Annotated in this window: 17 protein-coding genes; 1 reads left to right on the top strand and 16 read right to left on the bottom strand. The window is 60.6% G+C overall.

From position 1 onward, the window contains the following. Positions 1-224: 224 nt before the first annotated feature. From IPV08_RS21790 to IPV08_RS21715, 16 genes are all read right to left on the bottom strand, one after another. The gene (locus tag IPV08_RS21790; protein WP_207413656.1) at positions 225-1,778 is read right to left on the bottom strand and encodes an endonuclease NucS domain-containing protein; all 1,554 of its coding nucleotides are present in this window, start codon (positions 1,776-1,778) and stop codon (positions 225-227) included. Between the two features lie 353 nt (positions 1,779-2,131). After that, positions 2,132-2,374 carry a hypothetical protein gene (locus IPV08_RS21785; protein WP_207413654.1) on the bottom strand — a complete coding sequence of 81 codons (243 nt, stop codon included), beginning with the start codon at positions 2,372-2,374 and terminating at the stop codon, positions 2,132-2,134. Further along, positions 2,371-2,520, bottom strand: a complete 150-nt coding sequence (locus IPV08_RS21780; protein WP_207413652.1) for a hypothetical protein — start codon at positions 2,518-2,520, stop codon at positions 2,371-2,373. The genes IPV08_RS21785 and IPV08_RS21780 overlap by 4 nt, the downstream gene beginning before the upstream one ends. Before the next feature lie 29 nt (positions 2,521-2,549). Beyond that, positions 2,550-3,389 (bottom strand): phage antirepressor KilAC domain-containing protein, encoded by an 840-nt coding sequence (locus tag IPV08_RS21775; RefSeq protein WP_207413650.1) that lies wholly within the window; start codon positions 3,387-3,389, stop codon positions 2,550-2,552. A gap of 1 nt (position 3,390) precedes the next feature. Continuing rightward, positions 3,391-3,636 (bottom strand): hypothetical protein, encoded by a 246-nt coding sequence (locus IPV08_RS21770; protein WP_207413648.1) that lies wholly within the window; start codon positions 3,634-3,636, stop codon positions 3,391-3,393. Positions 3,637-4,056: 420 nt separating this feature from the next. Further along, positions 4,057-4,995 carry a toprim domain-containing protein gene (locus IPV08_RS21765; RefSeq protein WP_207413646.1) on the bottom strand — a complete coding sequence of 313 codons (939 nt, stop codon included), beginning with the start codon at positions 4,993-4,995 and terminating at the stop codon, positions 4,057-4,059. Then, the gene (locus IPV08_RS21760; RefSeq protein ID WP_207413644.1) at positions 4,979-6,568 is read right to left on the bottom strand and encodes a DEAD/DEAH box helicase; all 1,590 of its coding nucleotides are present in this window, start codon (positions 6,566-6,568) and stop codon (positions 4,979-4,981) included. The genes IPV08_RS21765 and IPV08_RS21760 overlap by 17 nt, the downstream gene beginning before the upstream one ends. A 1,045-nt stretch (positions 6,569-7,613) precedes the next feature. Then, entirely contained in the window at positions 7,614-7,934 is a 321-nt protein-coding gene (locus tag IPV08_RS21755; protein ID WP_207413642.1) for a hypothetical protein, read from the bottom strand. Positions 7,935-8,065: 131 nt separating this feature from the next. Further along, positions 8,066-8,428, bottom strand: a complete 363-nt coding sequence (locus IPV08_RS21750; protein ID WP_207413640.1) for a hypothetical protein — start codon at positions 8,426-8,428, stop codon at positions 8,066-8,068. Continuing rightward, positions 8,428-8,778 carry a hypothetical protein gene (locus tag IPV08_RS21745; RefSeq protein WP_207413638.1) on the bottom strand — a complete coding sequence of 117 codons (351 nt, stop codon included), beginning with the start codon at positions 8,776-8,778 and terminating at the stop codon, positions 8,428-8,430. Before IPV08_RS21745 ends, IPV08_RS21750 begins: the two co-directional genes overlap by 1 nt. A 782-nt stretch (positions 8,779-9,560) precedes the next feature. Beyond that, positions 9,561-9,920 (bottom strand): RusA family crossover junction endodeoxyribonuclease, encoded by a 360-nt coding sequence (locus IPV08_RS21740; protein ID WP_207413636.1) that lies wholly within the window; start codon positions 9,918-9,920, stop codon positions 9,561-9,563. Next, positions 9,917-10,126: a hypothetical protein gene (locus tag IPV08_RS21735; protein WP_207413628.1), complete on the bottom strand. Its 210-nt coding sequence runs from the start codon at positions 10,124-10,126 to the stop codon at positions 9,917-9,919. Before IPV08_RS21735 ends, IPV08_RS21740 begins: the two co-directional genes overlap by 4 nt. Beyond that, the gene (locus IPV08_RS21730) at positions 10,126-10,395 is read right to left on the bottom strand and encodes a DUF2312 domain-containing protein (protein ID WP_207413626.1); all 270 of its coding nucleotides are present in this window, start codon (positions 10,393-10,395) and stop codon (positions 10,126-10,128) included. Before IPV08_RS21730 ends, IPV08_RS21735 begins: the two co-directional genes overlap by 1 nt. 302 nt (positions 10,396-10,697) lie before the next feature. Further along, entirely contained in the window at positions 10,698-11,294 is a 597-nt protein-coding gene (locus IPV08_RS21725; protein WP_207413624.1) for a helix-turn-helix domain-containing protein, read from the bottom strand. After that, a complete protein-coding gene (locus IPV08_RS21720) occupies positions 11,291-11,593 on the bottom strand; it encodes a hypothetical protein (protein ID WP_207413622.1) in 303 nt (100 codons plus the stop codon). Before IPV08_RS21720 ends, IPV08_RS21725 begins: the two co-directional genes overlap by 4 nt. Positions 11,594-11,670: 77 nt before the next feature. Further along, complete coding sequence (locus IPV08_RS21715; protein WP_207413621.1) at positions 11,671-12,255, bottom strand: NYN domain-containing protein; 585 nt, start codon at positions 12,253-12,255, stop codon at positions 11,671-11,673. A 278-nt stretch (positions 12,256-12,533) separates the two neighbouring features. Between IPV08_RS21715 and IPV08_RS21710 the strand changes: the two genes are divergently transcribed. Further along, a partial coding sequence (locus IPV08_RS21710) for a siphovirus Gp157 family protein (protein ID WP_207413619.1) occupies positions 12,534-13,090 on the top strand: 557 nt, incomplete at its 3' end.

The raw sequence follows: 13,090 nt of genomic DNA, 5'->3' as shown, positions 1-13,090 counted from the left end.
AATTACCGAGGCCGATTAGCCTGTTACGAAACCCGCATCTAGTTGGACCCCGGGGGCTACGCGACCGTCTTTGGGAAGCACCAGAGCCCTTTAATTGGTGTCGTCATTTTCCATTCGCCCGATCGGTTTTCTGGATCCTGGCCCGCCGTTTCTGACGAGTAGGCCATATCGCCCAATCAGTTTTGAGCATTTTATGTGAGACGTGCCGGTGTTTATCCCCAAGCTCATGAAGTCTGAGCCGTAGGCAAAGGACCAACGCTTTCTAACAAATTTGCTACCGATGTGCAATATTCAGTGTTGCGCTTTACGAAGTCTTGTATCGAATAGCGGACCTCAGGATCGCCTACATACGCGACTCCATGTTCTATCCACGTAAAAGCAGGTAGGAAACCGTGAAGCAAAAAGGCATCGTCGTAACGTTTGTGGTCTACAGCGCTACCCATCGCTATGCGAGCCCATATGACATTGCCATAAACCGTCTCGATAACGCGCTCGGCGGATGCAGGGCAAGTGCGACCGTCCCAACTATACTCGCCTAGCAGGCCGGCGGTAATTTTGGTGTTTTTATAAACTATTATCTCGAAAAAGCTAAGTTTAGCGTCTTTTCGGAAGCGCGCTTGGTGGATTAAGTAAAGCACATGCCTTACGTCGTGCGCCACAAATTTCACGACACTGTTATCGTCGAACTCACCATTGAGGAAAGCTTGAGCTTTCTCATGCCAAATGGGATCAAATGAAACGAATTTTAGGAACGCGTTAACAACTAATCGCCATGACGCCTCAATCGATGGTCTGGCCTCCATGCGGAAACTATATCGGTTCGCTCGACCAGAGCCACCAATAGGTGATTGCGCTAGGATGGCCTCTAGGATCTCCGTATCGTCTTTTATTGCGTGGTACTTCGGCCAATTGCCGATCCTTTTTATATTCACTAAGTCAAAATCCGTTAATAGCGCGGCTACTTTTTCTGATGTACCGTGGGTCCATTCGAAGGTGTAATCAGATGGGGCCGCTGATCCTAGAGTTGTGATCCAGTCCATCGAATCGGTTTCTGGCTCCCATCCTGGCGCCGCATACGGATAGCATTCACCAATTGCTCGCCCTATAATATTTTCGATTTTTTCCTGGAAGCCGTCGGATAGGCGCCATACGCACACTAAGATTGGGTAAACTTTGGCATGAGACGATTTTTTGGGCTCAAATAGAATCGCTGCCATTTGGACAAATGGCATGCATTCGGCCCGTGCATGGATACTTTTTAAGGAACGGTCACGAGATTCACCAGTCTGAAAAGTGATGAGATCCATATCAGGACACAACTGCGGCAAGCTGCTAAAGTCGATTAGACGAAGTCGCTTTAGGGCAAGTGCGTCACCGTCACGCAAAGCATGTAAAGCGATGACCTGTACGCCGGCGCATTTAGCGAAATAGGACAATGGAAGACGCAACTCTTCCCAATGCGTCGAAATCACAACGCACCGGATCGTCTCCTTCGTTTGACGTTCTCGTGTGACTAACAGTGACACGTACTTGCTTAGTTCATTCAATGTCGCGCGGGCACTATTGTTGCTCCTTTTCACCTCAATGCAGAGAAGATGTCTATAGGGGTCGCGTGCTAGGATATCGATCCGACCGCCCGCACCGTCTAGATTTTCTAATTGGTATTCTCTACCAATAATCGATAGATTCTGTTCGATTAGTTCCAGCCTGTCGGCGATATAGTCACGGAGTTCATCTTCGTCGTTAAACAGCCCTAAAACGGGTTTCGTCTCGTCCATGTTCGTTGCCCTCGGCGTGTCCTGAAATGCGAAAGATTTCTCGGTCGTCGGAAGCGAAATATACCATGTGACAACCACGCTGTATGCATGCGTGGCTCGACACCCAAGAGCCGGCAACCCACTATCTGTTTAGTTCCGCCCCCTATGTAACACCTGAAACAGAGTTTATGCTTAAATAGATCTTTAGACGATGCGAGTGCTTCGACGGGATTATAGGTGGAGCGTCCGCTTTAGGGCTAAGTGCTAGGGTCTTGGCACCACGCGGATAGACGTTCGGGGCGGGTGCTCGACACAAAATTTTACAAACATCTATTTTGCGCGAAATATAGGAGAGTGATTCAGAGGCGGCTCCATCAGAACCACCTCATGCGGATTTCGAGCGCCGTCGCGGAGGGGATGAGGAAGATGGCAAGGTATCCGCGGTCCGCCGTGAAATCCCGGTCGGCAAGCCAGTCACGCAGATCCGATCCGCGCTCCCCGCCGAGCCGGGCGAATCCGCTCCAGCCGTCGCTGTCATCCGCCATGGGCCGAAGCCTGACGGTCGTCGGTGAGGCAGGAGTGTCCCCCCAGACCTCCAGGGCGTACCTCTCGTTCATGACCGCCTCTTCCGAGCAGCCTGGACGGACGGCTTCACCCGCACGTCGGTGATGCAGGCGCCAGGGAAGCGCGCAAGCACCGCCCGGACGAGGGGATCGTTGAGGATGGCGGCCACGTCGCGCGGAGATCCGGCGAGAACGGACACGGCATGCCGGTCCTTTTGCTCAGCGCTCATCACGCGGCGCACGCAGCGGGCGGGAACGCCTTGGCCAGGGATGTCAGACCCTTTGCCGTCACCCGAACCTGTGTCGACGACCACTCCGTCCCGTCAGGTCGCGGACCAGTCGTGATCTTGTGTTCAAGGAGCCCGTCGTTGACCTTGGACTGATAAGCGATGTCGTCCTTGCAGCCCGGTCGCCGGAAGGTCCATCCGTTCGTCCGCATCCAACGGGTCAGCGTCTGCGGCGGGACGTTGAGCATCTTTGCGGCGGTCGATCGGCAGAGGGTTCCGTGGGTATCCGCGATTCGATCCAGGGCCTCGACCTGAGGTGTCATCTCGGCGACGCGGGATTCCAGCGCGATCACCCGCTCGGTGTAGCCAAGGAGCAGGCCGCGCATCGCAGCGGGATCGCTCAGCACGGCGATGGGATCGAGCGTCGCGCCACCCTTCAGCCGGCGCTCGCAATCAATGAAGTACTGCCGGACCCGCCTGCCCTGGTCATTGCGTTCGACCATGCCGAGCTGCTTCGCCATGTCGAGGCTGATCGCGTACTCCTTCGCAGGGCGACCGCCGCTTTCGCTCAGAAATGAGCAAAAGTCTGCCCCTTCGGAGAAAGCGTATTCCGCGATGCGGCGGCTGATCCAATCCTTGAAGGCAGCGCCGATGCCAAGGAATCTGTGAAGCTCGCGAGCATCCACTGTCTGGACCCGTTCGGCTCCAATGTTGGCTTCCGAAACGACCGGAAAATTTGTATCGCTGCTCATCTGCGGTCTCCTGAACCGTGGGTGTGATGCCGAGGTCCGTGCAGGGCCTCGGCATTGATGGGGTGGCGGGCGTGTGAAGCCGCCCGTCACTTCAATGAGCGAGTTGGATCGGCCTTGCCGTCGTCAGCGTGGGCCGCGCATGCATGCGAGCAAGCTCCTCGAACGTGATGACGATTCCGCGCTCTTTTCCGGCCTCGACGAGCCTTACCCAGTGCCAAGCAGGTATCGAATCCCGCTTTATCATCTGCGCGACCTGAGTAGTGTTGCGTAGATTCAGTGCCCGCGCCACCTCATACGCTGAATCAAATCGGTCGATGATTCCTTTTACCTTCGACATCTTGCTGCTCCCGTGTCGATGGAGCGTTAGACGCCATTGATGCCGAGATCAAACAAAAAGCGCTCCCAGAACGCTACGACGGCGCAGGCTGCACAATCGACGACATTCGCGTTGCGCTACAAATTGGATTCCAACCAAATATCGCGCTAGCCCAGTCTGAATATTTACGGAATCTGTACGCTAACACGGATGCGATCGGCCTATGGATGACGGACTATACCCACCGAAGCTTCCACTCGACCGCATCCTCGGGAGTTATCTCGACCCCGATGATTCCGGCATCGAGCGAGTATCCGCGCGCATCGATCCACGCGGTGAAATCCTTCGCGGTGCGGAGGTCCACTGTTCCGGACGACCCCAACGGGGAGATCCACCAAACGAACGCGGTACCCTGCACGAAGAGCGGAAGAGCAAGCACCGTCACGCTGGGCATTGGGATGCCCACACGTCTGCCCAATCCTGCCCAAGCGTCGGCGGCGTCTCGACGCGAACGCGGAAAGGCTTGCCCCTCAAGGCCATCAGCTCGGCGGCGAGCACGTTGGCCTCAAGCTGCCCCACGAAGTTCTCATCCGCGTCGGCGAAGATCACTACCTCCTCGACACCGGCAGGGGGGCGCCAACCCTTGAAGCCGCCAGCATTGAGGACGCTCCAGACCGGAATCTGGAAGATGCCGGCCGCGCAAAGACTCGTCTCGATACCCTCCCCCACCCCGAGAACCCTCTCGACGTTGGGGAACAGGCGGATGGCGGCGCCCTTTTCCTCCAGGCTGCCCGGCATCAGCTTGCGCGGCGAACTGACAGGCGCTTTCTCACCCGCAGGGGTCAGCCATGTTCGGTGAATGTGTACGGACTTGCCGGCCGCACTGGTGACGCGAGCGATCATGCCGGGGTGGTGTGTCTTCGATTCGAGATGGAACAGCCGAGGGACGAACCGGAGGCAAGTTTGGGGCGCAGAGATACCGGCCCGCTTCGCCAGCCACAGCCCAGCAGCGTCGTCCGGACGGATCGCGGTGGACTCCTTAGTCCACATCCGCTTAAGCCGCTGGTGGTCGGGTAATGACGGCGAGGCGGGCGTGACCGGCGCCGCTGGCCCCGTACCGATCAGCGGCTCGATCCTTGCCGCCACTTCCTTGAAGCTCAGACCGGTGAACTTCATGGCGAGGTCAAAGCCGTTGCCGGGACCGCAGCCGGCTCCATTGCAGAAGTAACGCCCGTCGCCCTTGTCATCGAATCTGTAACGATCCTTGCCGCCACACAGGGGGCACTCGCCGTGCTCGTTTTTCAGGTAACGGCGATCGAGGCCGAAAGCCGGGAGCACTTTTGGCCACTGGCCTTTCATCCGCTCAGCGAGCTTCTGCATTGCGGCCTCCGCTCACCGTGGCCGGCGAGGTCGGAGCGCGGAATCCCCGTGCCTTGCCGCTACCCTTCGCCCACCGGATGTTCTGCGCTCTCAGCCACGACAGAACGCGCGGGCTCGGCTCCACGTCCGGCACGTTGCGATGCGCGTTTGGCCAGTCCCCGAACCACGCCTTGTATTTGTGGCCGACCCACCCGCTCTTGTTCCCGTGGGACGCGGCATAGCTCTGAAGCTGCCCAAGAATCGACCGCTGCTCAGCGAGATCCGCCTTGGCCTGCGCCTTGGCCCGAGCGGCATCGGCCTGCGTCACCTCCACGAGTGATCCGTCCTCGCAGACGATCGTCGTCGGCTTGGCCGGTTCGAACCCGCACGAGGGGCAAGCATGAACCTTGGCCGGCTTCAGGAACGAGCAGGACGGGGACGGGCAGACCTTCGGAAGCGCCTCCTCTTTCGCCTGGATCTTGCGGATGCCTGCCTTGTTCGGCGCCCCATCATCGAGCCGGGGGACGTGGATATCCGTGACGAAGCCGAGACGCGCCGTCGTGTCGGTATGATCGAGGATCAGGCAGTCCAGTTTCGGGCCGTAGACAGGGTGATCCGCTGCGGTGCGCAGGCCGCGCCCGATGATCTGGGTGTACAACATCGCGCTTTTGGTAGGTCTGGCCAGCACCAAACAACGCACATCGGCGTCGATGCCGGTGGTGAGACAGCCGACCGAGCTGATGACCTTCATCTCCCCGGATCGAAAGCGACGAAAGAGATCGGCTCGCTCGCCGGAATCGGTGAAGCCGTCAACGTATCCGCACGGCATGATGCCGACGCGCTCGAATTCGGCTTGGATCGAGCGCGCGTGCGCACGGTCAACGCCGAAGATGAACGTCGGTCTTCCCTCGCCGCGTTCCAGCCAAGTCTCGACAATATCAGCGACGAGCTTCGGCTTGTTTACGGCCTTCTCTAGATCGCCCTTGTGATAGTCCCCGGCGACCGTGCGCACGCCCGTCAGATCGGGCCGCTCACCCGGCGCGAAGACCCGGAACGGCGAGAGCCGGCCGGCATCGATAAGGGCCTGAGTCGAGGTCGTTTGAATCAGGTCGTCGTACAGGAGCCCCAAGCCAGAAGACCAGGGCGTGGCGCTCAGGCCGATGAAAGGGACACGCGCGTACTCCTCGCTGCCGATCCACTTCCTCATGGCGTCGAACACGACGTGAGCTTCATCCACCACGACGACGTCACAGGGCTGGATCGTGCGGCGGGCGATCGTTTGGACGGTGCCGACTTGGACCGGGGCCGCTGGATTGAAGCGACGATGGTTCGAGCCCTGGAGTGCGCCGATCAGGTCGGCCGAGATCCCGTGCTCCTCGAAGGAGGCGATGGCCTGCGAGACCAGTTCGATACTCGGGACGACGAACGTTACCCGCTTGTCCTTGGCCAGAGCCCGCTTGACGATCTCCGAAGCCAGGACCGTCTTCCCGGCCCCGGTCGGCAGCATCATCATCGGCCGGCGCTTACCGTTGCGCAGCGATGCGTACAGGGCGTTCAGGGCCTCTGTCTGGTGAGGGAAGAACACGCGGCTCATAGCGGGATTCCGATCGAGAACGAGGAGGACGGCGGCGGCAGGCGGAAGGCCGGGGGACATCGCGGTCGGGACCGGGCCTGGATCGACTCAGCGGGTCCGCTGGCGGGCTTCAGTCGGAAATCCGCACTCGGCCTGCTCTGACCGCTTCCCGGCCGTCCTCGCGCCTCGGCGGGGTCTGGCCAGTCCTCGCGTGGGTGAGAGCCAACTGTTCCGAGTTCTTCCGGTTGGGCCGGGGCTGTCCGACCGTCGAAATGCCTTGCCAGGATTAGAGACTTGGCTGTCTGCGGCGTATCCTGATCCGGTTGAGGTGACCCGACCCGGTCTTCCCCAACTCCACCTGCCTGGAGAGGATTTTCGGGTGAGACCGGAATGTGTCGATGGGAAAAAGAAAGGGTATCGTCGACACGGTTTGGTCTCATCGGATTCGGGCTGGCGACGGAGGCCAGATTCCGGGCTTGAGCGACGTGGATTGCTCGCTTCTCCGAGGACAGGCGCATGAACGTAGCCCGCGACATTCGGAGGCCGACCCAAGGGGCGAGAGTTCTTATGGAAACCGCACGGGGGGGCTTCGAGGCGCGCTTGGCCTGTCGCTTGGCTTTCACCGAGGCAGCATTGCGCGCCCGTCGCGCCGCCGCGTTCATCTCCTTGGTCCACCCGGCCGGAAGGATGTGGGTGACGCCGAGCCGACGCCGCCGCTCCTCCGTGAGGTTGAGCCGGTTGCCGATCGAGGCCGAGTCGTACCGGGGCGGCGCCGGGATGATGCGCTCGATGGCCTCGTCAATTTCCGCATCGGAGAGAAGCGGCGTATTCAACCGCGCCCACTCACCGACGACGTATCGAAAGGAAGTCGAAGCCGTGACGAGCCTGATGAGCGGCAGAACCTCGTCCAGCCAAACAACTCCATCGTCTGTCTCGCACGGTCCACCGCATTGATCCCGAAGGATGGCGGTAATCTCATTGCGACGCTTGCGGGCGATGAGCGCCGCCGGCCCGCCTGCCGTGATCCGAGCCCGAAGCTTCGCCGCGTGTACGAGGCCGCTCGTCCTCATGCGCAGCCCTCCGGCGGCACGGCGCGCAAGTCGAACCCGCGTGAGGAGGCCGGCATTTGCTGGCAGTCGAGGTCGCACGTGGCCCACTGGTGGCGGATGCGCTCGATCAGCGTTTCGGCACACCGGAGTTGCCTGACGGTGAGGCCACCCCGCTCAATCGCGAAGGACAGCAGGCTTGCTGCAAAGCCGAGGCCGCGATCGTTGCTGTCGCATACCGCGATGCACCAGCGTAGCCGCCCGACAACATCACCGTTGGTTGGATAGACCGGTACGGCTTCGCAATCGAGCGAGTAGACATCGCCGTAATCGTCGTCCACGTCCCGAATTGGGTCGGGTCTGATAACCAGGGCGCTTGGCATAGCTTCACCGTTCCGGGCCTCCCGAGGGAGCCGGCCATGGGGTCCGACGATGTGGTTGGCAGTCTTGGCCGGGCGCGATGCCCGTCAGGTCACGGCGGAAGACGAAGCCTCGGCGACGCGTCGTCCTCGGGTCGCTTCATATGCCCGGTGAACACCCTCGTCGGCCGGTTCGGATGCGTGCGCTCCGGGGCCGGCGGATGGACAAGGTCACGGAGCAGGGACAGGCATTTCACAGTGACATCGCTTCGATTGAAGCGGACGCGGTTCTTGTCCGCCGCCAGCTTCAAGCCCACGCTGTGATCCCACTCATCAGCGCGACGATCGCGGCGGATCTCAATGCCGGCCTGATCGTCGAGGGACGTCGCAAGGCGCCTTTCGCTCTCGGCCAGCGCCCGGTGGTACTCAATCAGCCTGTCGATGACGGACGCGGGCGGGTAATCAGGCTCGTTCATCATTGGACTGCCCTCACCCGGTACGGATGGCTGACCACCCATGCCGTCAGCATCTCTTCGCAAAGATCCGGATCAAGGTCGTAGAGACGACCCTCGGCTTCATCCCTGAAATCTGCGTCCGTCATGTCGGCGATCTGCCGCGCGACTTCCGCCTTCGTGCAGTTCGCGACCACGCCAATCGGCATGAACGCGCCCGTGGCGTCTTCGACAAGGGCAGGCCACTCGCGCTCGTCATCCCAGAGCTGAACAAGCGAACGATCGCCGTCGCCCAGGTTCATCGGCGTGTATCCGATCCCGATCATGACGCCACCCGCGACCGGGTTGCGATTGACGTCGAAGCGCGAAGCCACATCCGATAGAGTGACGCAAAGCTAACGCCTCGAATGCCGCGCATACGAGCGGAATCCACCGCAGCGCCCCAGTATCTCACCGGGATTCGTCCCTGATTCCTAAACACAGCCACGAGAGAAATGTCTCGGAATCCAAGATCAGCCGCAACCTCGGAATCCGAAGGCCATCTAGAAAGTATCGTCTTAATCGATGGGTCTTTGGCCATTCCCGTGAATCCCATAACGCCTAAATGCGTAGGGATATTGATAATTACACCTGAAATGTACGTCAAGCTAGTGCTTTGGATTCTCGCCGATCTACTATATGTTGACTTCGAAATCCGTCAAGTGCCAGCAGTAAGCGTCAAGTCATTACGATAGATCGAGGCAGAAGAGCTTGAAGAGTGGCGCAGGGCGCTTACTGCCGGTCGCAGTAGAAAGGGTTTTTGTTGCTGCCGGGCGTTTCTTTGGGTGCAGCGGCCCTTACTCAAAAGACCTTCGCGGCTCGACGGGAGGGGCGCCTCCCCTCGCCTGGAAGTGCCGACAGGATGGCGTGGCATGCGGCACTCCCGCCCCGGCCGCTCCCTGCATCAGGTTTGAGAACTTCGTACAGCGACGCGGCGCCAGGGAACCACCACGGCGGCGAAACCGAGCGCCCTTGCCCCAAGCGCTGCATTCGCGGCAGGTCGTTCCTTCAGGCCCTGTCGTCGCCCAATGCGCCATGCCGGGGCGCGAGGCGGCGATGCGTTCGGCGACAACTGGATCGGGCTTCGAGAGGTGTGGCGTCTGGATCTGGATCATGGCTACTTCCTCGGAATGAGGTTTGTTGCCGTTACGGTGATCGTGGCGCCCTGGACGCCCGTTGCCCACGCGATATCGACGCACTGGCAATCACTATCGTTTCGGACCGCCCCGCAGGATTGGAGAAGGTCGTTCAAAGGCTTCAGATAGTTGTCCAGATCGAGCCGCCGGCCCTTCAGGACACCGACGCGGATCGTTAGGGCATATGGTCCCTGTATGCTCTTTCCGGCCGCCGCGACGTTCAGGATCAGGCCCGCCGTCGCCTTCCACGCAGCGTAGTCGGCCGACGTGACCATGCGCCCACGGAAAACCCGCCAAAGGCGATTTGCCGATGGCGGGACCGGTAGCGTGGCGCAGATCACAGGGTCGATCGTCCAGACTCGGCGGCCACCGCCGCGTCATCCGCTTTGGCTTGCTCGATTCGGCTGCTTTCGGCCCGGACCATCCTGTCCAGCGTGTCGACCGAAATGATACTCTCGCGAGAGAGCAATCCTCCGTGCGACGCGTCATCGATTCTGAGAAAGCGGACCACGCGGCGGCTTGCGGACAGGAGCGTCTCTTCCGCCATCAGTTGAGACCCAACGCTTCGCGATACAGAAGCTCGACGGCCTCTTCCTGCTTGCGTTCGTCGGCGTCCTTCTTGCGCAGGGCGATGACCCGGCGCAGGGCCTTCACGTCGTACCCCTGGCCCTTCGCTTCCGAGAAGATGCCGGCGACGTCTTCCTTGAGAGAGGTGATTTCCGCGAGGACGAACTCCGCCCTTTCGACGAAGGCACGAAGAGCGTCGGCCGCTTCCGAGGAGGTCGGCTCGACGGGGGTTGCAGTGGCTTCTGACATGTAGATTCACCTTTTGTTCTGAACTAGACGAGGGACGTGAAATCCGGGCAGTTTGGTCGAGCCCTTGGGAGGGCGTCCGGGCGGAAGGACCGTGACCACGCGGCCCCCAAGAGCATCGCCATCGATGACGAACCGATGCGTTTCGAGAGGGTCAGGCCGGGCGTGAGGAGGAGCGGCGAGGGACGCGGCGACCTCTTCCAAGATCTCAGCGCGGATCGCCTCGACATCCAAGCCCATGACCCTTTCCATGTACCGGACCAGGGCATGGTCGCTGACGATCGGGACGGAGCGGCGCGGCGGGGTCACTCGACCGCCTCCAAGAGCGAAGATGCGGCGGCGGCCTCTTGCTTGGGCTTGAGCTTGCTTCCGTAGCCGGCGCGTGGCTTTGAGGGCCATTCCCGCCCCCATAACGCCCGCGCCATCGCGACGACATCGGTGGACCGATCAAGGCCAAGTGCATCGACGATCGCGCCGACCTTCCTCACGCCGTAGATAACCGACGTGTGGTCGCGGTTCAGCGTCGCGCCGATCTGCGGGAGTGACCTCCCCATCACGACGCGCGCCAGAAACATAATAATCTGGCGTGCTTTAACTCGCTCCGGCGCTCGCCCTTCGACGAGGAGGTCCGTCGCATCGATCTTTGTTACCGCCGAGACGACGCGCACAAGCGATCTGAGGTTATGGTCGCCGGGTTCAAGCCCCTCCATCGCTTCGAGATACCGGGCGCGATCCCAGGGCCGGCGCACGAACGGTGGAAGCGGCGGCGGACCCGGCATCGCAGCAGGAGCGGGGCGCGGAGTGGCGACACCGAAACAGCGTTCACGCACCGCCTTCGCGTGAGCCCGCATTTCTGCGACCGTGGCGAACTCGCGGACAGGAAGTGGACCGCCGCCGCTCATCGCCCTGGCCCGACAATGTAGCGGCCGAACCTCCGAACGAAGCTGTCAAAATTCGTGACGTTCCGAGGGTTGAACATGACTTTGTGCGTATGCAAGACTTCCCGCATCACCGCGACCGGCACCATGGCCTCGGGCACCTCGGTAAGTTCGTGGTGGCGCAGCGCCGAGAAGCCCGCGTTGAAGATCCGATGGACCTGATCCGGATCGACGTCGCCGTGGAAGTTCTCCATCATAATTTCGATGAGTTCCTCAACGTGGAGGTCGACGATTGCGCGGGTGCCGATGCTCTTTTCGGCCATAAGGCACGCCTGCCACGCCCTAAGGACGGTCTCAGCGCATTCGATCGCGTGGGCGCGTGATTCTGAATCCTGGCTCATCACGCCACCGCCCGCGTGATGACAGGCCGACCGGCTCTCGGCGCCCGCTCAATCGCCGCCCGTACATTCGCGAGGTCGACAAAGCGATCGGCTGCGCGGCGCAGATCGTCCGATACAACAGCCGGGTTCGTCGCGATCGTCGAGACGACCGTGACCCGCACACCCATCCGCTGAACCGCCTCGACCGCCGCGACGAAATCACCGTCGCCGGAGAAGAGCACGATGTGGTCGCAGTGCCGGGCGGCTTCGAGCATGCCGACCGTCAGCTCCCCCACAATGCTTCCCTTTGAACGCCGCTTGCCGGCAGCGTCGGTCCACTCCTTCGGAGCCTTCCGCGTAACGCAGTAGCCATTATAAGAAGTGTAGTCGATCAGAGGGCGAACGGCGTCATACTCACTGTCTTGAATCACCGCCGTATAGTATTTCGCCGACTTAAACTGACACATTCCCTCGAACTGCGCCAGCAACTTACTGTAATCGACTTCAAACAACAGGGATGAGGCCGTCACATAGAGGCCCGCGCCGTCGATGAAGATCGACACCTTCTCATTGCCATGGATGCCGAAGGGGGAAAGACGACTCATATGAAAATCTCCACGGAATCAAACAACGGTCAAATTAGGACTGAATCATCCCGACCGGATCTGATCTAAGCGGCCACCCAACGTGACCGCCCATCGATAATCGTATGCACATTCGCGTATGTCAACATTCAAATACGTTGATTCGGCACCTCCTAAATGTAAAATGACGGAATCATCCCTGCCTTTGTTTGACTTCCTCTTGATTCAACGCACATTAGTGGAAATCTATATTTGATTATGGACTTGACGCTGAGATCGGTCCGGGTCACTCTCCGCGCATGCCCACCGACACCGAAGCCCTCCCCAACCCTCGCAAAGTGCGTCGCGATACAAGTATTGCGTTCGACGCGGCGCGCGAGATCGAGGCGGCGAAAGTGCTCCGGGAGCAGATTGCTGCCCTGGCCGGCGGTGACGACGAATTCGTGCGGGACACCTTGGAAGGCGAAGTCGATTTTGAGGGGCTGTGTGGCCGGCTTGTCGCCTCGATCGGCGAGGATGAAGCGCTCGCGGCCGGACTGAAGACCTACCGCGACACGCTCGGCCAGCGCATCGCGGCCATGGAGAGACGCGCCGATGAAAAGCGGACGCTGCTCCTATCCACGCTCGAAATCGCGGGCAGGCCGAGCCTCACCACGACTACGGGCACGGTCTCGACACGCCCGGTACCGCCGAAGCTCGTGATCGTGGAGGAAAGCGAGATCCCGTCCAATTACTGGACGCCGCAACCCCCTAAGCTCGATTCGGCCGCCGTCCGCAACGCCCTGAAGGACAGCAAGACCGTCCCCGGCGCGACGCTGAGCAACGGCGGCAAGACCATCTCAATTCGGAGGGCCTA

The organism is Methylobacterium sp. SD274 (genome assembly GCF_017355285.1).
Classification (GTDB): Bacteria; Pseudomonadota; Alphaproteobacteria; order Rhizobiales; family Beijerinckiaceae; genus Methylobacterium.
The sequence above is the reverse complement of the archived record's forward strand: the minus strand, read 5'-3'. Positions and strand labels throughout refer to the sequence as shown.

Excerpts from the sequence above, each read along its gene's own strand:
- IPV08_RS21790 (WP_207413656.1), bottom strand. The coding sequence starts at position 1,778 with ATGGACGAGACGAAACCCGTTTTAGGGCTGTTTAACGACGAAGATGAA.
- IPV08_RS21785 (WP_207413654.1), bottom strand. The coding sequence starts at position 2,374 with ATGAACGAGAGGTACGCCCTGGAGGTCTGGGGGGACACTCCTGCCTCA.
- IPV08_RS21770 (WP_207413648.1), bottom strand. The coding sequence starts at position 3,636 with ATGTCGAAGGTAAAAGGAATCATCGACCGATTTGATTCAGCGTATGAG.
- IPV08_RS21765 (WP_207413646.1), bottom strand. The coding sequence starts at position 4,995 with ATGCAGAAGCTCGCTGAGCGGATGAAAGGCCAGTGGCCAAAAGTGCTC.
- IPV08_RS21760 (WP_207413644.1), bottom strand. The coding sequence starts at position 6,568 with ATGAGCCGCGTGTTCTTCCCTCACCAGACAGAGGCCCTGAACGCCCTG.
- IPV08_RS21750 (WP_207413640.1), bottom strand. The coding sequence starts at position 8,428 with ATGAACGAGCCTGATTACCCGCCCGCGTCCGTCATCGACAGGCTGATT.
- IPV08_RS21735 (WP_207413628.1), bottom strand. The coding sequence starts at position 10,126 with ATGGCGGAAGAGACGCTCCTGTCCGCAAGCCGCCGCGTGGTCCGCTTT.
- IPV08_RS21730 (WP_207413626.1), bottom strand. The coding sequence starts at position 10,395 with ATGTCAGAAGCCACTGCAACCCCCGTCGAGCCGACCTCCTCGGAAGCG.
- IPV08_RS21725 (WP_207413624.1), bottom strand. The coding sequence starts at position 11,294 with ATGAGCGGCGGCGGTCCACTTCCTGTCCGCGAGTTCGCCACGGTCGCA.
- IPV08_RS21720 (WP_207413622.1), bottom strand. The coding sequence starts at position 11,593 with ATGGCCGAAAAGAGCATCGGCACCCGCGCAATCGTCGACCTCCACGTT.
- IPV08_RS21715 (WP_207413621.1), bottom strand. The coding sequence starts at position 12,255 with ATGAGTCGTCTTTCCCCCTTCGGCATCCATGGCAATGAGAAGGTGTCG.